The organism is Bacillus sp. UMB0893, assembly GCF_002858905.1.
GTDB lineage: Bacteria > Bacillota > Bacilli > Bacillales > Bacillaceae > Bacillus_P.
Genome location: NZ_PKLB01000001.1, coordinates 745,906 through 768,572 on the forward strand (window position 1 = coordinate 745,906; position 22,667 = coordinate 768,572).

Consider the following 22,667-nt stretch of genomic DNA (forward strand, 5'->3'; position numbering starts at 1 on the left):
CAGTAGGATTGACGCATAACCTATATAAAATAGAAATTTTTTCAGCTGCAATAAAGGAGAGCAAATATGAAGTGGCGGATTATTGTTTCTATGCAATGTGTGATGTGGTGCGGTTACTTAATAGTAGAGTGGCTGTCTAAGAAAGATTCTTTTCAAGCAAAAATGATTTTGTTTGCTATGTTTTTATATGTATCTTATCTTGCTGCAGCAGCTGTTTTGCATTCAAAAAAAATGTCGTTCATGATTACGGTTTTGACTGCATTTTCTGCCCTCCTATTGAAAGATGGCTTTATATTTATAGTCACGACCTTAACGCAATAAACTGCAAATCGGGACTGCTGAAACAACGGTCTGCGGCACCAGCATCCATATATTTGAAATGGTTTTGGTGAAAAATAACTGAATTTTACATAGTAAGTTAGGATCAATGTTAAGTAATTCCTCTATTAACCTAGTGAAGCATTCAACCTTATATTATACTTATCACGCAGAGTGATTGGGGGATACATAATGAAACACGTGTTATTCATCATGGCAGCAGCATGTTTGCTAACAGGCTGCAGTTCGGAACAAACGCTAAAGAAAACGGATGACAAGAAAGAAGCTGCAGAGGACAGTCAGCAGGAGGAACGAGTGAAAGAAGAAGAGGCCGCTAAAGAGCCGGAGAAAGAGGAGCCAGAGGAAGAAATGATTTCAGAACAGCCAGCAGAACCTAAATACACAATTGATCCTGCCAATTGGACAATAAAACCTCTAAGCGGAAACGTGAACTCAAAGACGGTTTTACTGACAATTGATGATGCACCAGATAAAAACAGTCTTGAAATGGCTCATATATTAAAGGAGCTTGGAGTGAAGGCAATCTTTTTTGTAAATGGTCATTTCATTGATTCTGAAGAAGAAAAAAAGGTTCTTAAAGAAATCCATGATCTTGGTTTTCCAATCGGAAATCATACCTTGACACATGCTAATTTGAAAGATCTTTCAATTGAAGAACAACGAAAAGAAATTATTGGGCTAAACGACCAAGTCGAAGCGATAACAGGGGAAAGACCACAATTTTTCAGAGCGCCATTTGGAAGCAACACAGATGACAGCCGCAAGATTGCCGAAGAAGAAAAGATGGTGCTGATGAATTGGACTTATGGGTACGATTGGGTGAAGGATTATCAAACAAAAGAAGCACTTACAGATATTATGGTGAATTCACCTTATCTGACAGATGGTGCAAACTTGTTAATGCACGACCGTGAATGGACGAAAGCAGCATTGAAAGGAATTGTAGAGGGTTTAATAGCAAAGGGGTATGAAATAGCAAATCCTGATTTTATCAAAAAAATATCATAAAAAAGCGATCCTTTGTGATCGCTTTTTATCTTTTATAATAGTACATAACCCGCCCATTAAATAAGGTTAATTCGCCTTGAAGCTTTTTGGCAAGAAACTTTGAAAACTCATTTGCTTTATTTTTGTCTCCAAATTTTGAATCACCTGGAAGGGTAATTTGCAAAAAAGCAGCACTTTCAGAACCGACACCAACATACATTTTAGAATAGCCGCGTTCGTTTGACGTTAATGAGAGATAGCCTTCTGTTTGCTGGCACTCATATGGAAAAGCAGAATTTTCATATTTAAAGTTCAGTTGTTCTCCTGTTTTGTTCGTAATATTTTTATAGTAGTTGAAGAGATCTTCAACTTCATCCAATGTAATCTGCTGCTGAATTGATCCGGGCACTAATTTAATATAAGCATGGGAAGCCATATTCTCAACTCCATTATTAATTATTGAAATTTATGAATCATTTAAATTTTACAGTGATTTCACGGAACTTACAAGATGACGAAAGGAATAAATTGTATAAAAAGCAAAAATGATTTATAATAAATCTGAATAGTCAGACAAATAATGAAGGAGGCTGTCATGAACGCTTTTGAAAAGTTTTATGATGATTCGGAACAAGCACATGTCAGGTATGTTGGTTTTGTCACTCAAGATCATAGGTATGATTTAGCTATCGTTTACTCAAGCATGTTTTTTGGAAAACCGCTCGTCGTCTGTCTCCAAACTTGTAAAGCGACTCTTCTTGATTCATCTGACATTGAAGACCTCGAACTCCTCAAACAAGCATTTCAGACTGGAACCCTGCAGCAGGCCGCAGAGCTCGCCGACTTTTTCAAAGAAATCATCCCTTCTGTTCAATTGACCACGCAATATGAATAATAGAAAAACTGGCAGTAATTACTGCCGGTTTTTTCTATTTTATCGAAAGGCTATATGCTTAGTTACCTATAAAGATACCATATTTCTACATGAAATAATAAATGTGTTATACAATTTAGGCTTGACGAAATGAATGTGACATATTATTATAGAGTTACAAACTATTAAGCGCTTTCAATAATGTGCAAAGCGCAAATTCATTCAAAAAGGGGTATGTGTGATGGGAACAATCGTATGTCAAACATGCAATGGTACAATCGATCATTTTGAAGATGAAAAGGTCAGTGTGTTGTACGGGAAGTGCACCAGCTGCGATTGCCAAGTACCTGAAAGAGAAATAACGGTTATTCAAGGGGTTTAAATAGAAGATAGATAGAAAGCATGCAGGATTTTCTTGCATGCTTTTATTTTTTTAGCTATAAGTGAAAAATCAGATTTAATCATTAGAGGGAATTGGAAGAGTACATACAATTTCATTTTTTGAACAGGCACACATACGGGATGTGCTCCAAAAACTAATTTTGAGAGAAAAAATGTATTTTTCCTATATAATGGAATGAAATTTTGAATGTCGGCTATTGATTTGTGACCGTTCAATCATTCTTGTAACCACTAAGACAGAACGTTCGATTGAATTATTGACCACTAATCCATTCACTTCTAGTTCCGGCACCTTGGATGCATTTTTTGAGGGTGTCCGACTCTTTGTTGTGGCATCATAACTTGGTTGAAGCACTTATTTTGGTGATCGGGCATATTTGTTGCGTCATAACTTGATTTGAAGCACTTATTTTGGTGATCGGGCATATTTGTGGCATCATAACTTGGTTTGAAGCACTTATTTTGGTGAGCGGGCATATTTATTGCGTCATAACTTGACTTGAAGCACTTATTTTGGTGATCGGGTATTTGTTGTGTCATAACTTGATTTGAAACACTTTATTTGACAAATGCCGACGTTGATCGATGCCTCTTGGAAGTTGAATACGTAACGAACGCAACAAATCATGCGCAAAAAAGGCGATTCATACAAGAATCGCCTTTTTTGCTATTATCTATCTAATTGCCTTATGCTCTTTTATCACTCTTAAATAGTTAAGCTCAGGATCTTCAGGACCTTGAACTGGAAGTCCGACTTCTAAGTTTTTACGCACATATGCAAGATTTTCCTCTGAAATGATTTCACCAGGAATAAAAATTGGGATTCCCGGAGGATAAACCATGATAAATTCTGCAATAATGCGTCCGGCTGATTCACTAAAAGGGACGATCTCCGTTTCAGCGTAAAACGCATCACGCGGTGTTAAAGCCAAAACAGGAATATCCGGCAGCATAACAGTCGGTTTTATTAAGTCTGCTGAAGCGTTGATAAATTCAGAAGAAAGTGCCTGAAGCGCTTCAATTAAGATGCCTGTCTCTCTTTCTGTATCTCCTGGTGTAATAATGCAAAGGATGTTATATAAGTCCGACATTTCTACTTCAATATTATAGTTTTCACGCAGCCATTTCTCTACATCATACCCATTTAAACCGAGCTCTTTAATGGAGATGATCAGCTTTGTCGGATCAAAATCAAATGCTGCTTCGGTTCCGACAATCTCTTCGCCGATGCACTCTATCTTCTCAATCTCATTTATCTTTTTGCGAGTGTCATTCGCCAGGCGAATAGCTTGTTCGGCAAGTTCGCGTCCTTCTGTAGCCAGACGTTTTCTTGCCACATCAAGTGAAGCTAGAAGCAGGTAGGATGTAGATGTTGTTGTCAGCATGCTTAAGATTGTTTGAACTCTTTGAACGGAAACCAATCCTTCGCGGACATTTAAGATAGAACTTTGTGTCAGCGATCCGCCAAGCTTATGAACGCTTGTTGCAGCAATATCGGCTCCAGCCTGCATCGCCGACATCGGCAAGTCCTCGTGGAAATGGATATGCACTCCATGAGCCTCATCCACTAAAACAGGCACATTGTATGAGTGTGCGATTTCAACGATTTTCTTTAAATCTGCAGATACCCCAAAATAAGTAGGATTGATAACAAGCAAACCTTTTGCATCTGGATGCTGCTCTAGTGCATGTTCAACTGATTCGGTTGTAATTCCATGTGATATTCCTAATTCTTTATCAATTTCAGGATGAATAAAGATTGGAGTAGCACCCGAGAAAACGACAGCTGACATAACCGATTTATGAACATTTCGGGGAACGAGGATTTTATCTCCAGGTCCGCAGACAGCCATGACCATGGTCATAATTGCTCCGCTCGTACCTTGTACGGAGAAAAATGTATGATCTGCTCCAAATGCTTCTGCAGCTAAATCCTGAGCTTTTTTAATCATACCCTTTGGAGAGTGAAGATCATCTAAAGGGCCAATATTAATTAAATCTATTGAAAGGGCCTGAGCACCAATAAACGAACGAAACTCTGGATCGATGCCAGCGCCTTTTTTATGTCCAGGGATATGGAATTGAACAGGGTCTTTTTTTGCATGCTCTTTTAAACCGGTGAATAACGGTGTTTCATATTGCGACAATTTGTATTCCCACCTTCTTTTATAAAAAATAAATATCTATTTTCATTATTTCTTCTTTGTCATTTACACATAAAACAAGTGAATTATATCACTTTCTTTTCAGAATGGAAAGTTATTTTTCCAAGGGAATACAAGCAGATAAAAGAATTAATTTATTAGAATTTTTAGAATAATAGTTGTCTTTTTTCACAGAAACATATTATGATAGAAATAGATTTACATACCAACCGGTTAGTAAGTTTAAAGAAAGGGTGATTTAATTGAATTTCACTTATTCAGACAAGGTACTTGAACTTCAAAAACAAGTGACATCTTTTATGGAAGAATTCGTTTATCCAAATGAAAAAAAGTATGAAGAGCAATTAAATGCGCAGGAGTCAAGATGGACTGAAATTCCGTCCATTATGGAAGAGCTGAAAAACAAGGCTAAAGAACGGGGATTATGGAATTTGTTTTTGCCAGAGAGCGAGTATGGGGCAGGTCTTTCAAATTTAGAATATGCGCCGCTTTGTGAAATCATGGGACGCTCATTGCTTGCACCTGAAGTGTTTAACTGTGCAGCTCCAGACACAGGAAATATGGAGGTTCTTGTCCGCTATGGAACAGAGGAGCAAAAAGAGAAATGGCTGAAACCTTTGCTTGCCGGCAAAATTCGTTCTTGTTTTTCAATGACTGAACCTGATGTTGCTTCAGCTGATGCGACGAATATTGAGGCCAGCATCATTCGCGACGGAGATGAGTATGTCGTAAACGGAAAAAAATGGTGGTCTTCTGGTGCAGGCGATCCTCGCTGTGAAATTGCGATCGTCATGGGAAAATCGGATTTCAAGGCACCAAAATATGAACAGCAGTCGATGATCTTGGTTCCTCTTGGTACATCAGGTGTAAAAATCGAAAGAGTATTGCCTGTATTCGGTTATGATCACGCACCACATGGTCACGCTGAGATTACATTTGATAACGTACGTGTGCCAGCTGCAAATATTTTACTTGGAGAAGGAAAAGGATTTGCGATCGCCCAAGGCCGCCTTGGACCTGGAAGAATTCATCACTGTATGAGACTGATCGGGGCAGCTGAACGTGCACTTGAGGAATTATGTAAGCGTGTACAAAAAAGAGAAGCGTTCGGCAAACTGATTTCAAGTCAAGGTGTTATAAGGGAATGGATCGCAGACTCCCGCATTGAAATTGAACAGGCTCGCTTACTGACGCTAAAAGCTGCTTATATGATGGATACAGTCGGCAATAAAGCTGCTAAAACAGAGATTGCGATGATTAAAGTGATTGCTCCTAATATGGCTTTAAAAGTAATTGATCGTGCTATTCAGGCGTTTGGTGCAGCTGGAGTCAGTGAAGATACACCGCTTGCCGCTCAATGGGCAAATGCAAGAACACTCCGGATTGCAGATGGTCCTGATGAAGTGCATCGCGCACAATTGGCAAGGCTTGAACTTAAAAAATATGATGTGAATCTTCAAACCGTATAAGGAGGAGAAAGCATGCATGTAAAAGAGATGTTTGATTTAACAGACAAGGTAGCCATTGTTACAGGCGGAGGGCGAGGACTCGGCGAGCAAATGGCTGAAGGTTTTGCACAGGCAGGTGCTTCACTTGTGCTTTGCTCACGAAAGGCAGAGGCGTGCGAAGAAGTGGCAAACCGATTAAGGGCTGAATATGGAGTTAAAGCCATTGGTTTAGCGTGTGATGTAACAAATATTGATGATGTGAGAAACGTTGTTAAAGCGGCAATTGATACGTTCGGAAAAATTGATATTCTAGTTAACAACAGCGGAGCAACATGGGGTGCTCCTGTTCAGGAAATGCCGCTTGAAGCATGGAATAAAGTAATGAATGTCAATGTAACCGGAACATTCCTGATGTCTCAGGAAGCTGGAAAACATATGATTGAGCAAAAGAGCGGAAAAATCATAAATATTGCTTCAGTAGCAGGACTCGGAGGAACTGACCCGCGTTACATGGATACGATTGCGTACAACACGAGCAAGGGCGCCGTCATCACTTTTACGAAGGATTTGGCTGTGAAGTGGGGTCCTCATAACATTAATGTCAATGCTCTTGCTCCTGGTTTCTTTCCAACGAAAATGTCGAAGGTGATTATTGAACAGGGAGAAGACCATTTCCTTAGTATCACACCGCTTAAGCGATTTGGAACAGATCAGGATTTAAAAGGCGCTGCCTTGTTTTTAGCAGCAAGAGCTTCTGATTTCATCACGGGTGATGTTCTCGTCGTAGATGGCGGAACACATGCCATGTAAAGGAAGGGGTTTTTAAAAAATGAATCGTGATCCAGTAATCGTAGCAGCTGTCAGAACTCCAATCGGGAGACAAGGCGGAACACTTTCTTCAATGGAAGCAAATGAATTTGGGGCAATCGTAATCACAGAGGCGATAAAAAGAGCAAATATCTCTCCAGATATGATTGACGATGTCATCTTTGGAAATGTCCTTTCAGGCGGGGGGAATATTGCCAGATTAACAGCATTATCTACTGGACTATCAATGGATATACCGGGAATGACAGTGGATCGTCAATGCGGATCTGGAATCAATGCAGTTAATCTTGCTGCTCAGGCGATTAAAGCAGGTGATGGAGACATCTTTATTGCAGGCGGCACTGAGAGTATGTCTCTTGCTCCATATTTAATGGAAAAACCGAAAAAAGCGTACAATCCCGCTCCTCCCAAGTTCAAATCAGCTGTTCTGTCACCAAAGGAAATTGGAAATCCGCCGATGGGCATTACAGCTGAAAATTTGGTCTCCAAATATGAGATAAGCAGGGAAGAACAGGACGAATATGCTCTCCGCAGTCAGCAAAGAATGGCTCAAGCTGTTTCAGAGGGAAGATTTGATGAACAGATTGTGCCAATTGAAATCCCTCAAAGAAAAGGAGACCCTGTTCTTTTCAAAGCAGACGAACATCCCCGCCCGAATACAACAATAGAAGCTTTAAAAGCATTGGGGCCAGCATTTAAAGAAGACGGAACGGTTACGGCCGGAAGCAGCTCTGGACTAAATGATGCTGCATCAGCACTCGTTATCATGTCAAGAGAGAAAGCAGAAGAGCTTGGTTTAACACCGCTATGCACGGTGAAACAATATGCTGTTGCAGGTGTTGATCCGAATATTATGGGAATCGGACCTGTCCCAGCTGTGAAAAAAGTACTTGAAAAAGCCAATTTATCTTTATCTGACATGGATTTAGTTGAACTTAATGAGGCGTTTGCAGCACAAGTTTTAGCTTGTGACCGCGAGCTTGATTTTGACCATACCAAGCTAAACGTAAATGGAGGAGCGATCGCTCACGGCCATCCGCTTGGTGCAACCGGAGCGATCTTAATGACAAAGGCTATTTATGAGCTGAAACGGTCAGGAGGACGCTATGCTTTGATTACTGCTTGTATTGGCGGGGGACAGGGTATTGCAACGATTATTGAAAGAGAAACAAACCAATGAGACTTTCCGGAAAAGTTGCTGTCATTACCGGAGGAGGAAATGGGATAGGAAAAGCTGCGGCTCTTTTATTTGCTGAACATGGAGCAAAGGTAGTAATAGGTGATTTTAACAGTGAAGCAGGAGAAAAGGCTGCTCATGAGATTAGAGAGAAAAATAATAATTGCATTTTTGTAAAAACAGATGTTACAAACCCAAAAGAAGTTGAAGCATTAATGAACACGGCTGTAAACGAATACGGAAAACTGGATATTCTTTTCAATAATGCCGGCGTTTCAAATCAGAGCGTAAAGCTTGGGGATATGGAAATTGGAGAATGGGATCGTGTGGTGGACATAAATCTAAAGGGTGTCTTCTTAGGAATGAAATATGCTGTTCCATTTATGATAGATGGTGATGGCGGTTCTATTATCAATACCTCAAGTGTACTTGGGATAAAAGGGAAAAAGCTGCTTGCACCTTATAATGCTTCAAAAGCAGGCGTTATTGCACTTACAAAAAATGCGGCGCTTGACTACGGAAAGAAAAAGATACGTGTAAACGCAATTGCTCCAGGTGTCATTGATACATCTATTGTGGATGAATGGCGAAATGATGAAAGAAGATGGGAAATTTATACGAAATCAAATGCTTTGGCAAGAATTGGCCAGCCTGAGGAAGTAGCCAAGGCTGTGTTATTTCTGGCAAGTGACGATGCGTCTTATGTAACAGCGACTACGCTGCTTGTTGATGGCGGAACCATTACCTTTTAGGGAAATAAAGGAGGAACCATTCATTGGATAAATGGCTTGCAAAATACCCTGATCATGTGCGTCATGATTTCGACATTCCTTACATTTCGATTCCGCAAATGCTAGATGAAACCGTTCATAAGTATGGAGAGAACGAAGCCATTTCTTTTTATGGAAAATCATTTTCGTATCAGCAAATTGCAGGCATGGTGTTTGCCTTTACATCTGCTCTTCAGAAAAATGGCATTCAAAAAGGTGATCGGGTTGCCATCATGCTTCCGAATTGTCCGCAGTATATTGTCGCATATTTCGGTGCATTAAAAGCTGGAGCGATTATAACTCAAGTGAACCCGATGCTTGTGGAAAGAGAATTGGACTATATTCTGAATGATTCAGGTGCAGAAACCATTGTGGTATTTGACGCTCTTTACCCTAGAGTCAAAGCAATAAAAGAGAATACGAGCTTAAAACAGGTGATTACAGTCAGTCTGCAGGAGGAAATCCTTCCTGACGAAGGGGATTGTACATTCCAGCAATTTTTAGGCATGGGCAGAGGGGAAGTGCTTCCAGTCCAAATTGAACCAGAACATGATATAGCCGTCCTTCAATATACAGGCGGGACAACAGGACGTTCTAAAGGTGCAATGCTCACACACAGAAACTTGATGGCCAACATTTATCAATCGAATGAATTTTTTAAAAACGATGTAAAATCAGGAGTAGAGCGCTGTTTAACGGTTATCCCGTTATTTCACGTTTTTGGTATGACTTCGTGTATGAACTTAACGATTTTGCGCGGGAATTCAATGATCATGCTGCCTCGGTTTGACTTAGAAGAAGTCATGCAGACGATAAAAAGAGAGCAGCCTACTATTTTTCCGGGAGTGCCGACGATGTATGTTGCAATTACAAACCATCCAAAGGCGGAAGAATACGGCATCAGCAGCATTCGAATCTGCAATAGCGGCAGTGCTCCTATGCCTGTCGAGCTGTTAAAAGAGTTCGAACGGAAAACAGGTGCGCAGATTTTAGAAGGCTATGGCTTATCTGAAGCAGCCCCTACGACCCACTGCAATCCCCCTTTTGCAGAGCGAAAGCCAGGGAGTGTAGGACTTGGGGTTCCCGGAACAGCTTATAAAATTGTGGATCTCGCAACTGGCAATGAAGAAGTGCCGCCTGGTAGTCTCGGAGAAGTCATTATTAAGGGGCCTCAGGTGATGAAGGGGTATTGGAATATGCCGGAAGAAACAGCCAATACCATTCGGAATGGCTGGCTTTTCACAGGAGATATTGCGAAAGTGGATGAAGAAGGATATCTCTACATTGTGGACCGTAAAAAAGATATGATCATAGCAAGCGGGTACAATATCTATCCGAGGGACATTGAAGAAGTGCTTTATGAGCATGAAGCCATTCAAGAAGCTGTAGTAATCGGAGTTCCTGATCCGTATCGAGGAGAAACAGTGAAGGCTTTTGCCGTATTAAAATCAGGAAAAAGCGCAACAGAAGACGAAATCATATCATTTTGCCGCAGTCAGTTAGCTTCCTATAAAGTACCTGCCGTAATAGAGTTCCGCGACCAGCTGCCGAAAACGAGCGTCGGCAAAATATTGCGAAGAGCTCTCAGAGAAGAAGCTGTGCAAAGATAAAAAATTGATATAATAATCTATGAATCTCGGGCAGAACGGCTTATGGTATAATCTGTTTAAAATAGGATCTAGGCTAGAGAGGATTAGGCATAATGAAAGAAAAAATCATACAGCAAAGCATACAGCTATTTGGAGAAAAAGGATTCAAAGAAACATCGATTCAGGATATAGTAGATGCACTCAGTGTTACGAAAGGGACCTTTTACTACTATTATACAAGTAAAACAGAGCTGCTGATGGCGATTCATTTAAAGTACATTGATGATCTTCTGCGCAAACAGGAAGAAATCATAAATGATGACTCTAAGCTGCATAAAGAAAAACTTCATGAAATTGTTTATATGCTCATTCACGACATAGAAAAAGAAGGATTAAGCGCAAAAGTTTTTTTCCGTGAAATTAGAAATTTAAGTAAAGAGGATATGGCAGAAGTAGTGGGCAAAAGGGATTTGTTCAGAATAAAAATTCAACAGATTCTAGAAGAAGGAATTGCTGCAGGCGAATTTCGGGAAGACCTTCCGATGGATATTGTCACTTTCGGGATACTTGGCATGACGAATTGGAGTTATTTCTGGTTTGATCCAAATGGAAGGGTGTCTGATCTGGAAGTTTCTGAAATTTTCCTGAAAATGGTATTAGAAGGGCTAATGGTATAAGAAATTTCCGTTTACGGGGATTTCTTATACCTAAAACATACCGACTGGTTAGTAGTCAAGGGAGGATAATCATGAAGAAAGAAGATATTCAGCAAATAGCCGTCATCGGAGCGGGCCAAATGGGTCATCAAATTGCTATGCTTTGCGCACTCGGAGGCTATGAAACAGCCATTCAGGATATTCATGAGAGCGCTTTAGAAAAGGCCAAGGCAACACTGCATTCCATTATGGATAAGTGGGTAAAAAAATCCAAGCTGACAGAAGAAGCTAAAAAAGCCGCTTTTGGAAGGCTGACATTCACAACTTCATTAGAACAAGCTGCAGGTCAAGCGGATTTTATTATCGAAGCAGTCGTTGAAAAACTTGATGTAAAGAGAGAGCTGTTTGCGAAATTGGATATGCTTTCAAAGCCGCACGCCATTTTAGCTTCAAATAGCTCGACTATTGTTAATTCTTTGATTGCAGACGCCACAAGCCGACAGGATAAAGTGGTTAATATGCATTTCTTTTTCCCTCCGCTTGTCATGGATTGTGTAGAAGTTGTGATGAGTGAGCAGACATCCAGGGAAACAGCAGAATTGACGATGAATGTATGTGAAACCATTAACCGAACCGCTGTATTGTTAAATAAAGAGATTTCAGGATTTATCGCAAATCGTATTTTAGGCGCCTTGCAAAGAGAAGCTGTGTTCCTTTATGAAGAGGGATATGCAAGCTTTGAAGATATTGACATCATTTGCCGAAAAGCTTTAAATCATCCAATCGGTCCATTTGAATTAATGGATTTATCAGGAATAGATGTCGGCTATTTTGTGATGCAGCAGCGCTTTGCGGAATCAGGGGATCCAGCTGATAAGCCGTTTGCATGCATCGAGCAAAAAGTAAGACAAGGTGAGCTTGGAAGAAAAACCGGTAAAGGCTGGTATGAGTATAAAAAAGAAGAGGTGAAAAAATGATGAATAAACTGGTAACTGCAGATAAAAATGGTTCAATTGCAATTATCACAATTAACAATCCTCCATTAAACGTCATGAATCAGCAAGTAACACGAGAGCTGAAAGAATGCTTTCGGGCATTAAAAGAGGACAGTGAAGTTGTCACAGTGATTTTAACTGGTGCAGGAGAAAAAGCATTTATGGCAGGAGCAGATATTAAGGAATTTCCGCAGCTTATCGGCAAAAAAGGAATCAAGGCCAATTTCTTGGAAGGACATGCTTTTTTAAATGAAATTGATCAATTTCCAAAGCCGACCATTGCCGTTTTAAACGGATTAACATTTGGAGGGGGCTGTGAGCTGGCATTAACGTGCGATCTTAGAATTGCGGAAGAGCATGCTCAAATCGGATTGCCTGAAATCAAGCTTGGATTATTCCCCGGAGGAGGCGGAACTCAAAGGCTTCCGCGCATTGTCGGTGATGCTAAAGCAAAAGAAATGATGTTCACAGGCGATCCTATTGATGCAAGGGAAGCGGAACGATTAGGTCTTGTCGGGTCTGTCGTCCCAAAAGGCGAAGGGATTCAAAAAGCGATTGAACTGGCTAACCGCATCAGCCGTCATTCCCTGCCGGCACTTTCTAAAATCAAAAAAGCAGTTGATGAGGGATTAAACAGCACCCTTCTGAATGGTCTTGACCTTGAAGCAGGCCTGTTTGAAGAGGTGTTTCAGACAGAAGATATTAAGGAAGGCGTACAAGCTTTTATTGAAAAAAGAAAGCCAGCTTTCAGCCATAGATAAGGAGTGGGATTGATCCATGCATGAAGCTCTTATGAGAGTAAGATTTTGTGAAACGGATGCGCTGGGTCATGTGAATAATACGAGCTATTTTATTTATTTAGAGGATGCCCGTGTGCAATTTTTTGAGGCTCTCGGCTATTCGATGTCCACCGGCGATTGGCCATTCATTTTAGCAAGAGCAACGTGTGATTTTCGCGGTCAGGCTTATTTTAATCAGCATCTAATCATTAAAACAGCGGTCCATAAGATCGGCAATAAAAGCTTTACTCTTTCTCATGAGATTGTTGAACAGCAAACTGGGCAGCTCATTGCAGAAGGGGAAGCGGTTATCGTCACATTTAATTTCAAGACACAGGAAAGTGAAGCAATGCCCGCTGCTTTGAAAGATAAATTACGACAGTATGCTGCATCTTTTAATATCTGAATTTTTAAAATAAAAGAGGTGATTCGATGTCTCAAATCATACCCGTACGTGCTGGAGAAGAGCTGGATCTTGTGACGCTAGAAGCATTTTTAAGAAGTGAATTGGCTTCACTGCCCTCTGGCCGATTGCAAATCAAACAATTTGGGACAGGCGCTTCAAATTTAACGTATGCACTGAAAATCGGAGAATGGGAAGCTGTCTTAAGAAGACCGCCGCTCGGTCCGGTTGCAGCCAAGGCACATGATATGGAAAGAGAATTCAGCATATTAAAAGCACTGCATCCCCTTTTTCCATTGGCTCCAAAGCCTTATCTTTTTAACGATAACCCTTCAATCGTTGGAAGTCCATTTTTCGTAATGGAAAGAAGACATGGCATCCTGGTAGATACAGAGCTTCCAGGCGGTATGGATTGTACGGATGAAATTGGCTCTGCACTCTCAGAAAAAATGGTTGAAACACTTGTCAAGCTCCATGCTGTGCCTTACCGGGGAACTGTACTTGAACAAATAAGCAAACCTGAGGGATTTATGGAGAGACAAGTGCATGGCTGGATTGTCCGATATCATAAAGCGAAAACAGATGAAATTTATGAAGTTGAGCTGCTGACAAAATGGCTGCAGAACAATCTTCCGGTTTCGGGGGAGCCTGCTGTCATCCATTATGACTATAAATTAAATAATTCCTTATTTACATCGGATTTAAAAGAGATGACAGGTTTGTTTGATTGGGAAATGACAACCATCGGAGATCCGCTGGCAGATCTTGGTGCTGCCATGAGCTATTGGATGGAAGAGGATGATTCGGAACCTCTCAAATACGGGATGGGCAAACCTTCGATTACTACAAATGGGAAATTCTATACGAGAGAACAGTTTATCGAAAGCTATGCCCGAAAAAGCGGCAGAGATGTGTCAAACATTCATTATTACACAACATTTGCAACATTCAAATTAGCGGTGATTTGTCAGCAAATCTATTATCGCTTTAAAAAGGGACAGACAAATGATCAGCGGTTTGCACGTTTTGGTCCTTTTACAGAAATTCTGATACAGCATGCTTTTAGCATGGCACATAAGGATTGATCATGAGGAAAATACATGTTGTTACTCGAAAAGAAGAAATTGATCCTCTAAAGATGGAGGGGAAAACAGCTGTTGTATTTGATGTGCTGCTGGCAACATCAGCAATTACAACAGTTCTTCATCACGGTGCCGTATCGGTCATACCTGTTTTGGATGCAGCGCATGCAAAGAAGCGTGCCAATCTATTAAAAAAGGAAGAATACATTCTAGTAGGTGAGTATGAAGGGAAAACGATTGAAGGCTTTCTTGATCCTAATCCATCAAGCCTGAAAGAGGCAGCAGCCGGAAAAAAAGTGATTCTTTCTACAACAAATGGAACGGTTGCCATTCATAAGAGCAGTCCAAGCCTAAAGGTATATGCATGTTCTCTATTGAATGCACGTGCTATTTCTGACCAGCTGATCACAGAAAATGAAAATGAGACAATCATTATTGTTTGCTCGGGATCTTCTGGCTTATTTAGCTTAGAAGACTTCTATGGCGCTGGCTATTTAATTAGTCTATTAACCTTAGAACTGGACTTTGAGCTGAGTGATTCTGCAAGAACCGCAAAACTATTTTATGAGGGAAATCATCAGGATCCGTTTCACATCCTCTCTCAGTCACGGGTAGGGCAAATGTTAAAAAAACATGGTTTTGAAGAGGAAATCCATTTTATTTGCAGGAGAGACTGCTTCGATATCATTCCAGTACTAAAAGGGGATGAGCTAATTAACCTCAGTACAGCCAGTGTGAGAGTCGTCCGAGAATGAAAAATGAAATGGAAAGGAAGTGAATAGAGTGAGGTTTGATACGCAAATCGCTGTAGTGACTGGAGCAGGAAGCGGGATAGGAAAAGAAACCTCGAGGAGACTTATACAAGAGGGTGCTCAAGTTGTTTTAGTCGGCAGAAATAAAGAGAAGCTATCAACAGCTGCAGATGAGTTAAATGAAATGTCTGCGCAGAAGACAGCCTTTCCGTTTCCAGCTGATGTAACCAATCAGGAAGATGTTGAAGCTCTTGCAGCATTCGTTAAGGAGCAGTTTGGCAATTTACATGTGCTAGTGAACAATGCGGGAGGCTCCGTGCATTCCAGAATCATGGAAACTTCAGCAGAGCAATGGGACTTTGTCCAAAATGTGAATCTGAAAAGTGTGTTTCTTGTTTCGAAATCCTTGGGAGGATACATGGTGGAAAAAAGTGCAGATCATATTGCAAACAGAGCCATTGTGAATGTTGCCTCCCTATCAGGACACAAAGCAGGTGCAGAAATTCCGCATTACAGTTCAGCCAAAGCGGCAGTTATTAATTTTACAAGAGCACTTGCATATGAGTTCGCCCCATATGGGATTAGAGTCAACTCTGTTTCACCAGGGTTTATCGAAACTCCGCTGACTGAAAAAGGACTTCAGAACGAGCGGTTTACAGAAGCAATTAAACGAAATACGGCTCTTAAACGTGTCGGAAAGCCGGAGGAAATTGCAAACATCATTGCTTTTGCGGCTTCACATGAAGCTTCTTATATGACAGGTTCTGATCTGCTTGCTGACGGCGGCTGGCTTATTACATGATGAATAGGAGGAAATTAATATGAGTGATTTATTGGTTGAAAAAAATGGAAGTGTATTATTATTGACATTGAATCGTCCTGACAGGCTGAACGCTTTCAGTGCAGAAATGATTCATTCACTGACAAAGGAAATTAACAATGCGAAGCAGGATGACAGTGTGCGGGTTGTTGTATTAAGCGGATCGGGCAGGTCATTCAGTGCAGGCGGTGATGTGAAAACAATGGGAGAAGCAAATGGACAGCATGTATATGATCATATTGGACGTTTAAATGAATGCATCAATGCTTTCAGTACGTTAGAAAAACCAATTATTGCGGCCGTTCATGGTTTTGCAGCAGGAGCAGCCTTTAACTTGGCACTTGCTTGCGATCAGATTTTAGCAGCAGTGGACAGCAAATTTGTCATGAGCTTTTCTCAAGTCGGTCTGATTTCCGATGGAGGAGGATTGTATTTTCTTCCCCGCATTATTGGTCCATATAAAGCTAAACAGCTATTTTTCAATGCTGAGCCGATCACTGCAAATCAAGCACTTGAATATGGAATCGTCAACAAAACTGTGCCAGCAGAGCAGCTTAAAGATGAAGCCATTTCTTATGCCCATAAGCTTTCACAAGGACCAATCAAAGCCTATGGAATGATGAAAAAAATCATAAATTCCTCTGCCACTTCAAATTTAGATGAAATTTTGGAACAAGAACGTATTGCCCAAACGCTGATGATTTCAACAGAGGATCATCAAGAAGGCATTCATGCATTTAAAGATAAACGCAAACCAGTCTTTCAAGGGAAGTGATAAAAATGAGAGCGATTCAATTAGAAAAGTACGGCGGTCCTGAAGTATTAAAAATGGTAGAGCTTGAGGTTCCTGCACCTGCAGCAAAAGAAGTTTTAATTAAAATAGAGGCTATTGGCGTTAATTATGCAGATACAGCCCGAAGAGAAGGACAATATGTCATCGATACACCGCTTCCGTTTGTCCCAGGTGCAGAGGTTGCCGGGACGGTAGTAGAAATCGGAAGTGATGCTTCCCGTTTTAAAAAAGGAGATAAAGTGGTCACGCTCCTTGGGTCAAGCCGGTCAACAGGATATGCAGAATTCACAGTTGCAGATGAAAAAGGTTTAATTCCCATTCCAGAAGGTGTGGATGTAAAACAAGCTGTCTCACTTCCCCTGCAAGGATTAAGTGCGTATCACATTTTAAAGACAATGGGACGCATTGAACAAGGGGAAACAGTGCTGATTCATGCAGCAGCCGGCGGCGTAGGGACGATAGCCGTACAGCTTGCAAAGCTGTTTGGAGCTTCTATTGTAATCGCAACGGCAAGCACACCAGAAAAACGCAGCCTTGCCCTTGAAATGGGTGCGGACGCTGCCGTTGATTATACACAAGAAGGCTGGGAAAAAGAGGTTCTGCAGCTAACTGGCGGAAAAGGCGTTGATGTAGCTCTTGAAATGGCTGGGGGAGATGTATTCAGAAAAACATTATCCTGTATGGCACCTTTTGGAAGGCTTGTTATTTATGGAGTGGCAAGCGGTGAACAATCACGGCTATATCCTTCATCCCTCATGGCGCAAAATTTATCTGTCATCGGCTTTTTCCTTCCGCAGATTATGAGAAAGAAAGAATTATATTTACAAAGTTTATCTGAATTGCTTGCTTTTCTTCAAAATGGAGATATAAAGCTGACAATCGGAGGAGTCTATCCGCTAGAAAGCGCTAAAGAAGTCCATCAGATGCTGCAGGGAAGACAAACAAAAGGAAAACTGATCTTAGTTCCTTAAGGTGAAGCGGGGCCGGATCAAGATAAAACGGTCCCGTTTTTAACAACTTGTAACTCTTCATATTCTTCTAATCATCCCGCCTATATGCTGCTGTATTCACTTCAATCAAGCTTTTAGACTTCAAAAATAAAAGTAAGGGGGCCCGCTATGGAACTATTACTTCAGCAATTATTTAACGGAATCACAATTGGAAGCGTTTACAGTTTGGTTGCTTTAGGATTGACGCTCGTATTTGGCATTCTTCATATTCCGAATTTCGCACACGGATCGTTTTATACCATTGGCGCATATGTGAGCCTGTTGTTTATGACTCAATACGGGATAAATTATTGGGCAGCCATGTTTTTGTCCATTCTCATAGTTGCCGTTTTAGGCATTTTATGCGAACAGTTTGTCTTTAAGTTTTTAGGAAATGTAAACCCCATGAGAGTTATGGTTGCGGCCATCGGACTTATGCTCTTTTTCGAATCATTGGCACATTTAATATGGGGCACAGATTATAAACAAATGCCAACTCCATTTTCAGGAGTCGTGGAGGTATTCGGCTTAACCCTGACACAGCAGCGGATCTTGATTGTCGCTTCTTCCATTCTATTGATGCTTGCTCTGCATTTTTTCCTGACAAAGACAATGACAGGTGCCTCGATTGTGGCCATGTCGCAAAATAGGGAAGGGGCATTTTTAGTAGGAATCAATGCAAACATGGTCGCCATGCTTACATTCGCCATTGCAGCGGGTCTTGCTTCTGCCGCCGCAACACTTGCTTCGCCTATTAATCTTGTTTTTCCAACGATGGGAAGCCTGGTTATTATGAAAGCTTTTGTCATTATCATTATCGGAGGAATGGGAAGTATACCAGGGGCGATTGTCGGAGGATTTCTCCTTGGATTGACGGAAAGTCTCGGCGCGACCTATTTATCAAATGATTATAAAGATATGATTGCGTTTCTTCTCTTAGTGGCAATTTTAACGATAAAGCCAACAGGATTATTTTCAAAGGGGGCGAGTACGTGAAGATTCAAAGAATTTTGCTTCTTGGCATACTGCTGATCACCGTTCTGTTCCCGCTGCTCTCTCAAAATCACTACCATAAGCAAATCATCATTCTCGTGATGATCTGGTCCATTGCCGTTTACGGATTAAATATTATTTCTGGATTTACTGGTCAGCTCTCACTTGCACATGCCGGATTTTTTGCAGCAGGGGCATATACTCTCGGGATATTGACTGCTACTTATCAAGTGAATTTTTGGCTGGCTTTTCTTGCCTCTATAGCTGTTACGGCAGGACTCAGTTTCTTAATAGGTTTGATTGCGCTTAGGACAAGACATCACTTTTTTGCCATCTATACGATGTGTGTTGGATTTATCATTTATCTGACGATCGATAAATGGGATGAGGTAACCGGGGGAGTCAGAGGTCTTATCGGCATTCCTGTTCCGGCGCCAATCGGACCGATTACGTTTGAAACAATTGAATCCCAATATTACTTCATTTTGCTCTTCCTTCTTGGAACCATCCTTGTTGTAAAGAGAATAAAAGATTCTCTTTTTGGAAGAACTTTGCACGCAATACGGGGGAGTGAAGATCTTTCAAAAACTATCGGCATTAATATTATGAAAAATCAGCTGCTGGCATTTGTTTTATCTGCTTTTTTTGCAGGGCTTGCGGGTGCTCTTTATGCAGGCTTTATCCGTTTTCTCGGACCGGACATCTCAGCCATTACGGTTACATTTGAAATGCTGATGTATCTTTTGGTCGGAGGGATTGGAACAATGGCGGGCCCAATCCTTGGTACGTTTTTAATTGTATCTGTTACTCAATCCCTTCAATTCCTGGAAGAATACAGAATGCTGATTTTTGGACCGATTGTTGTGTTAATTATGCTTTTCTATCCAAAAGGACTTGTTGGAAGCTATTACTCTGTAAAAACGTATATAAATCGCCGCAAGATAGTACAGGGAAAAGAAAAAGTAAAGGAGGCAGGCTGATGCTGGCTGAGATCCACCAATTAACCAAATCCTTTGGCGGTTTAACGGCAGTAAATAACGTTGATCTTACAATCGAGAAAGGGAAGATTACCGCAATCATTGGACCAAATGGCGCAGGTAAATCCACGTTTCTTAACTTAATCAGCGGTTTTCATCGACCTACCTCAGGAAGCATTCACTTTGAAGGAAAAGATGTGACCGCAGCAAAACCAGCAAAAATGGCGAAGCTTGGGATTGGCAGAACATTTCAAACGACGAATTTATTCTCAGATTCTACTGTTATTGACAACGTTCTGATCGGACACCGGCTCCGCACAAAAGCTCATTTGTTTGATGGGATTTTTAACAGCAGAAGGGAAAAATCAGAACAAAAAGCGTGTTACGAAAAAGCCATGGATGCCTTAGCATTCTGCGGCATCGAGCAACTCGAAGGAGAAGTCGTTTCATCAATTACACAAGAAGCTCAAAAAAGGGTAGCTATTGCTCTGGCTTTAGCAACGGAACCAAAAATTGTGCTGCTTGATGAGCCGGCCGCAGGTGTAAATCCTGATGAGACGGAAGGATTGTCAGAGCTCATCCTTAAACTGAAAAACCATGGATATACCGTTTGTTTCATTGAACATAAGATGAAGATGGTCATGAGCCTCGCTGATAAAGTTATGGTCCTGAATCATGGAAAAAAAATTGCTGAGGGTCTGCCGAGGGATATCCAGGCGAATCCCCATGTCATTGAAGCTTATCTGGGAGGCCATGCTTATGCTGAAGCTGCAACATATTAATGTTCATTATGGTCGCTTTCAGGCTCTTAAAAATGTATCGATGGAGATTGGCAGAGGCGAGCTGGTCACAATCCTTGGTGCAAATGGAGCAGGGAAAAGCACATTATTCAATACGATTTCAGGCTTAAATAAAGTCTCAGAGGGACAAATTTTATTTGAAGAAACGGAAATCCATAACAAACCTCCTTATAAGCTTGTCAGATCAGGAATTGTCCAATGTGCGGAAGGAAGAAAGCTGTTTCCAGAAATGACTGTTTTTGAAAATTTGAAAATGGGAAGCTACAGCCATCGCAAAAAAAGTGAAATGGTAAAAAAACGGCTTGACGAGATTTATGCTCTCTTCCCTATTTTATTTGAAAAAAGAAAAAATGCCTCCGGATCTTTAAGCGGGGGACAGCAGCAAATGCTTGCGATCGGAAGGGCACTCATGTCCCACCCAAAAATCCTTCTTCTCGATGAACCGTCGCTTGGGCTTGCACCGCTTATTGTCGAACAAATGTTTAGAGTCATACAGGAGATTCATAAAAATGGCACGACCATTTTGCTTGCAGAACAAAATGCTCATGCAGCTCTCTCGATATCTTCAAGAGGATATGTAATGGAGAGCGGGCAAATTGTTATGGAAGGTTCGAAAGAGGAGCTGTTTGATAATGAAGAGATTAAGCGTGCTTATATAGGCGCATGATCATACACTTCACGCAGCAGGGGGTGAGGTTTTAAGATTGGCAGCAGTCAGGTGAAAATGAAAAATAGGGGGAATCAATGTGAAATCGCTGAAAAGGATTGGTATTGTACTTGGATTATTTGTCTCAGTATTAGGGCTCTCTGCCTGTAACTCAAGTGAATCTTCAACTGCTGCAGGAGGTTCAGATTCAAAAGAGGGTACAGTCAACATTGGGTTTAGCGGTCCTTTATCAGGTCCTGCGGCATTCTATGGGGAAAATACATTAAGAGGTTTAACCATGGCAGCAGATGAAATCAACAAAGAAGGATTTGAAGTAGACGGAAAAAAGTATAAGGTGAAAATTGTGTCTCTTGATGATAAATACCTGCCGAATGAAACAGGAACAAATGCGCGCAGACTTGTTCAGGAAAACAAGACTCCAATCATTTTCGTTCCTCATAGCGGAGGCGTTTTTGCAACTCAAGTATTTAATCAGCAAGAAAATTTCATTATCGGCGCTTATACAAGTGAACCGAAAATCCAGGAACAGGGCAATAAGCTGACCTTGAGTATTCCTTCATCCTATGATGCATATCCGGAACCGTATGCAGACTATCAAATGAAGCGTTTTGGGAAAAAGCTGGCTTTAATTCCGACAGCTACTCAATACGGCAAAGATTGGACAGCAACAATAAAGCCAGTCTGGGTGAAAAAAGGCGGAGAGATCGTATTTGACGGATCTGTTGATTTCAGCAAGGAAACAGACTTTTTCACAATCATGACAAATGCTTTAAAAGAAAAGCCCGATGTCCTATTTGTAGGAGGTCCATCTCAGCCGACAGCCCTATTAATCAAGCAAGCACGAGAACTTGGTTTTAAGGGCGGAATTATGATTATGGATCAGGCGAAATTTGAAGAAATGGAGGTAGTGCTAGGAGGCTACGAAATGCTTGAAGGAGGAGTAGGAACACTTCCAATTAAACAAAGTGATGCACCGGGAGGCCCGGCATTTGTTGAAAAATATGCAGATGTGAGTGATGGCGTACCTACAGCTGAAAGTGCATTTAATTACCAGGCTCTTCACGTTGCAGTAAAGGCCATGCAGGCTGCAGGAACTGTTTCAGATCCGACTAAAATCATGGAAAATATGGAGGAAGGAATTAAAAACCTGGAGGATGAGCAGATGGTCTGGCATTTGACTGGCATAGAAAATAATGGATTTGATTGGAAAACATCTATTTATGCAGTCGAAGAAGGAAAGCTGGTCAATATAAAAAAATAAGGCTCTTTTCGTAAACATTGATGCAATAGCAATTCAGTGAAAAAATTGGGTTTTGATTGAGTCAAAATTAGTCCTGTTTATTGAAATTTAAGACGACCCGAGACCTTGGTGAGTGACTCCT

Annotated in this window: 25 protein-coding genes; 23 read left to right on the forward strand and 2 right to left on the reverse strand. The window is 41.0% G+C overall.

Going from position 1 to position 22,667, the window contains the following annotated elements; genetic code table 11:
• Positions 1-66: 66 nt before the first annotated feature.
• Both CYJ36_RS03785 and CYJ36_RS03790 read left to right on the forward strand, forming a co-directional pair.
• Positions 67-321, forward strand: a complete 255-nt coding sequence (locus CYJ36_RS03785) for a hypothetical protein (RefSeq protein WP_101564933.1) — start codon at positions 67-69, stop codon at positions 319-321.
• A 189-nt stretch (positions 322-510) separates the two neighbouring features.
• Positions 511-1,347 carry a polysaccharide deacetylase family protein gene (locus tag CYJ36_RS03790; RefSeq protein WP_101564935.1) on the forward strand — a complete coding sequence of 279 codons (837 nt, stop codon included), beginning with the start codon at positions 511-513 and terminating at the stop codon, positions 1,345-1,347.
• A 25-nt stretch (positions 1,348-1,372) separates the two neighbouring features.
• Here the strand turns inward: CYJ36_RS03790 and CYJ36_RS03795 are convergent, their stop codons facing one another.
• Positions 1,373-1,762, reverse strand: coding sequence for a DUF1885 family protein (locus CYJ36_RS03795; RefSeq protein WP_101564937.1), 390 nt, complete (start codon positions 1,760-1,762; stop codon positions 1,373-1,375).
• 159 nt (positions 1,763-1,921) lie between these two features.
• Between CYJ36_RS03795 and CYJ36_RS03800 the strand changes: the two genes are divergently transcribed.
• Together CYJ36_RS03800 and CYJ36_RS03805 are read left to right on the forward strand one after the other, a co-directional pair.
• Positions 1,922-2,221: a DUF3055 domain-containing protein gene (locus CYJ36_RS03800; protein WP_101564940.1), complete on the forward strand. Its 300-nt coding sequence runs from the start codon at positions 1,922-1,924 to the stop codon at positions 2,219-2,221.
• Positions 2,222-2,441: 220 nt separating this feature from the next.
• Complete coding sequence (locus CYJ36_RS03805) at positions 2,442-2,582, forward strand: GapA-binding peptide SR1P (RefSeq protein WP_101564942.1); 141 nt, start codon at positions 2,442-2,444, stop codon at positions 2,580-2,582.
• 694 nt (positions 2,583-3,276) lie between these two features.
• Here the strand turns inward: CYJ36_RS03805 and CYJ36_RS03810 are convergent.
• The gene (locus tag CYJ36_RS03810; protein ID WP_101564944.1) at positions 3,277-4,749 is read right to left on the reverse strand and encodes an aminotransferase class I/II-fold pyridoxal phosphate-dependent enzyme; all 1,473 of its coding nucleotides are present in this window, start codon (positions 4,747-4,749) and stop codon (positions 3,277-3,279) included.
• Between the two features lie 260 nt (positions 4,750-5,009).
• Between CYJ36_RS03810 and CYJ36_RS03815 the strand changes: the two genes are divergently transcribed.
• From CYJ36_RS03815 to CYJ36_RS03905, 19 genes are all read left to right on the forward strand, one after another.
• Positions 5,010-6,236 carry an acyl-CoA dehydrogenase gene (locus tag CYJ36_RS03815; protein ID WP_101564945.1) on the forward strand — a complete coding sequence of 409 codons (1,227 nt, stop codon included), beginning with the start codon at positions 5,010-5,012 and terminating at the stop codon, positions 6,234-6,236.
• Between the two features lie 12 nt (positions 6,237-6,248).
• Positions 6,249-7,025: an SDR family oxidoreductase gene (locus tag CYJ36_RS03820; protein WP_101564947.1), complete on the forward strand. Its 777-nt coding sequence runs from the start codon at positions 6,249-6,251 to the stop codon at positions 7,023-7,025.
• Positions 7,026-7,044: 19 nt separating this feature from the next.
• Positions 7,045-8,223, forward strand: a complete 1,179-nt coding sequence (locus CYJ36_RS03825; RefSeq protein ID WP_101564949.1) for a thiolase family protein — start codon at positions 7,045-7,047, stop codon at positions 8,221-8,223.
• Entirely contained in the window at positions 8,220-8,972 is a 753-nt protein-coding gene (locus CYJ36_RS03830) for an SDR family NAD(P)-dependent oxidoreductase (RefSeq protein WP_101564951.1), read from the forward strand. Before CYJ36_RS03825 ends, CYJ36_RS03830 begins: the two co-directional genes overlap by 4 nt.
• A 23-nt stretch (positions 8,973-8,995) precedes the next feature.
• A complete protein-coding gene (locus tag CYJ36_RS03835) occupies positions 8,996-10,600 on the forward strand; it encodes a long-chain-fatty-acid--CoA ligase (RefSeq protein WP_257962387.1) in 1,605 nt (534 codons plus the stop codon).
• A gap of 92 nt (positions 10,601-10,692) precedes the next feature.
• Positions 10,693-11,256 (forward strand): TetR/AcrR family transcriptional regulator, encoded by a 564-nt coding sequence (locus CYJ36_RS03840; protein WP_101564953.1) that lies wholly within the window; start codon positions 10,693-10,695, stop codon positions 11,254-11,256.
• 71 nt (positions 11,257-11,327) lie between these two features.
• Positions 11,328-12,212 carry a 3-hydroxyacyl-CoA dehydrogenase family protein gene (locus CYJ36_RS03845; RefSeq protein WP_101564955.1) on the forward strand — a complete coding sequence of 295 codons (885 nt, stop codon included), beginning with the start codon at positions 11,328-11,330 and terminating at the stop codon, positions 12,210-12,212.
• Positions 12,209-12,991 (forward strand): enoyl-CoA hydratase, encoded by a 783-nt coding sequence (locus CYJ36_RS03850; RefSeq protein ID WP_101564957.1) that lies wholly within the window; start codon positions 12,209-12,211, stop codon positions 12,989-12,991. The genes CYJ36_RS03845 and CYJ36_RS03850 overlap by 4 nt, the downstream gene beginning before the upstream one ends.
• 16 nt (positions 12,992-13,007) lie before the next feature.
• Positions 13,008-13,415, forward strand: coding sequence for an acyl-CoA thioesterase (locus CYJ36_RS03855; RefSeq protein ID WP_101564959.1), 408 nt, complete (start codon positions 13,008-13,010; stop codon positions 13,413-13,415).
• Positions 13,416-13,441: 26 nt separating this feature from the next.
• The gene (locus CYJ36_RS03860) at positions 13,442-14,497 is read left to right on the forward strand and encodes a phosphotransferase family protein (RefSeq protein WP_101564961.1); all 1,056 of its coding nucleotides are present in this window, start codon (positions 13,442-13,444) and stop codon (positions 14,495-14,497) included.
• Positions 14,498-14,499: 2 nt separating this feature from the next.
• On the forward strand, positions 14,500-15,249 hold the full coding sequence (locus tag CYJ36_RS03865; RefSeq protein WP_101564963.1) for a 2-phosphosulfolactate phosphatase: 750 nt from the start codon (positions 14,500-14,502) through the stop codon (positions 15,247-15,249).
• A gap of 28 nt (positions 15,250-15,277) precedes the next feature.
• Positions 15,278-16,048, forward strand: a complete 771-nt coding sequence (locus tag CYJ36_RS03870; RefSeq protein ID WP_101564965.1) for an SDR family NAD(P)-dependent oxidoreductase — start codon at positions 15,278-15,280, stop codon at positions 16,046-16,048.
• A 13-nt stretch (positions 16,049-16,061) separates the two neighbouring features.
• Entirely contained in the window at positions 16,062-16,841 is a 780-nt protein-coding gene (locus CYJ36_RS03875; protein WP_101564967.1) for an enoyl-CoA hydratase/isomerase family protein, read from the forward strand.
• A 5-nt stretch (positions 16,842-16,846) separates the two neighbouring features.
• Positions 16,847-17,830, forward strand: coding sequence for a quinone oxidoreductase family protein (locus CYJ36_RS03880; RefSeq protein WP_101564968.1), 984 nt, complete (start codon positions 16,847-16,849; stop codon positions 17,828-17,830).
• Positions 17,831-17,977: 147 nt separating this feature from the next.
• A complete protein-coding gene (locus CYJ36_RS03885; RefSeq protein ID WP_101564970.1) occupies positions 17,978-18,844 on the forward strand; it encodes a branched-chain amino acid ABC transporter permease in 867 nt (288 codons plus the stop codon).
• Positions 18,841-19,821: a branched-chain amino acid ABC transporter permease gene (locus CYJ36_RS03890; RefSeq protein ID WP_101564972.1), complete on the forward strand. Its 981-nt coding sequence runs from the start codon at positions 18,841-18,843 to the stop codon at positions 19,819-19,821. The genes CYJ36_RS03885 and CYJ36_RS03890 overlap by 4 nt, the downstream gene beginning before the upstream one ends.
• Entirely contained in the window at positions 19,821-20,600 is a 780-nt protein-coding gene (locus tag CYJ36_RS03895) for an ABC transporter ATP-binding protein (RefSeq protein ID WP_101564974.1), read from the forward strand. The genes CYJ36_RS03890 and CYJ36_RS03895 overlap by 1 nt, the downstream gene beginning before the upstream one ends.
• Complete coding sequence (locus tag CYJ36_RS03900) at positions 20,578-21,285, forward strand: ABC transporter ATP-binding protein (RefSeq protein ID WP_101564977.1); 708 nt, start codon at positions 20,578-20,580, stop codon at positions 21,283-21,285. The genes CYJ36_RS03895 and CYJ36_RS03900 overlap by 23 nt, the downstream gene beginning before the upstream one ends.
• A gap of 79 nt (positions 21,286-21,364) precedes the next feature.
• Positions 21,365-22,546 (forward strand): ABC transporter substrate-binding protein, encoded by a 1,182-nt coding sequence (locus CYJ36_RS03905; protein WP_101564979.1) that lies wholly within the window; start codon positions 21,365-21,367, stop codon positions 22,544-22,546.
• Positions 22,547-22,667: the final 121 nt, after the last annotated feature.

Coding starts and splice junctions, on each gene's coding strand:
- CYJ36_RS03900 (WP_101564977.1), top strand. CDS start 20,578: ATGCTGAAGCTGCAACATATTAATGTTCATTATGGTCGCTTTCAGGCT.
- CYJ36_RS03880 (WP_101564968.1), top strand. CDS start 16,847: ATGAGAGCGATTCAATTAGAAAAGTACGGCGGTCCTGAAGTATTAAAA.
- CYJ36_RS03865 (WP_101564963.1), top strand. CDS start 14,500: ATGAGGAAAATACATGTTGTTACTCGAAAAGAAGAAATTGATCCTCTA.
- CYJ36_RS03885 (WP_101564970.1), top strand. CDS start 17,978: ATGGAACTATTACTTCAGCAATTATTTAACGGAATCACAATTGGAAGC.
- CYJ36_RS03845 (WP_101564955.1), top strand. CDS start 11,328: ATGAAGAAAGAAGATATTCAGCAAATAGCCGTCATCGGAGCGGGCCAA.
- CYJ36_RS03840 (WP_101564953.1), top strand. CDS start 10,693: ATGAAAGAAAAAATCATACAGCAAAGCATACAGCTATTTGGAGAAAAA.
- CYJ36_RS03860 (WP_101564961.1), top strand. CDS start 13,442: ATGTCTCAAATCATACCCGTACGTGCTGGAGAAGAGCTGGATCTTGTG.
- CYJ36_RS03850 (WP_101564957.1), top strand. CDS start 12,209: ATGATGAATAAACTGGTAACTGCAGATAAAAATGGTTCAATTGCAATT.
- CYJ36_RS03855 (WP_101564959.1), top strand. CDS start 13,008: ATGCATGAAGCTCTTATGAGAGTAAGATTTTGTGAAACGGATGCGCTG.
- CYJ36_RS03800 (WP_101564940.1), top strand. CDS start 1,922: ATGAACGCTTTTGAAAAGTTTTATGATGATTCGGAACAAGCACATGTC.
- CYJ36_RS03895 (WP_101564974.1), top strand. CDS start 19,821: ATGCTGGCTGAGATCCACCAATTAACCAAATCCTTTGGCGGTTTAACG.
- CYJ36_RS03820 (WP_101564947.1), top strand. CDS start 6,249: ATGCATGTAAAAGAGATGTTTGATTTAACAGACAAGGTAGCCATTGTT.
- CYJ36_RS03830 (WP_101564951.1), top strand. CDS start 8,220: ATGAGACTTTCCGGAAAAGTTGCTGTCATTACCGGAGGAGGAAATGGG.
- CYJ36_RS03785 (WP_101564933.1), top strand. CDS start 67: ATGAAGTGGCGGATTATTGTTTCTATGCAATGTGTGATGTGGTGCGGT.
- CYJ36_RS03805 (WP_101564942.1), top strand. CDS start 2,442: ATGGGAACAATCGTATGTCAAACATGCAATGGTACAATCGATCATTTT.
- CYJ36_RS03790 (WP_101564935.1), top strand. CDS start 511: ATGAAACACGTGTTATTCATCATGGCAGCAGCATGTTTGCTAACAGGC.
- CYJ36_RS03795 (WP_101564937.1), bottom strand. CDS start 1,762: ATGGCTTCCCATGCTTATATTAAATTAGTGCCCGGATCAATTCAGCAG.
- CYJ36_RS03825 (WP_101564949.1), top strand. CDS start 7,045: ATGAATCGTGATCCAGTAATCGTAGCAGCTGTCAGAACTCCAATCGGG.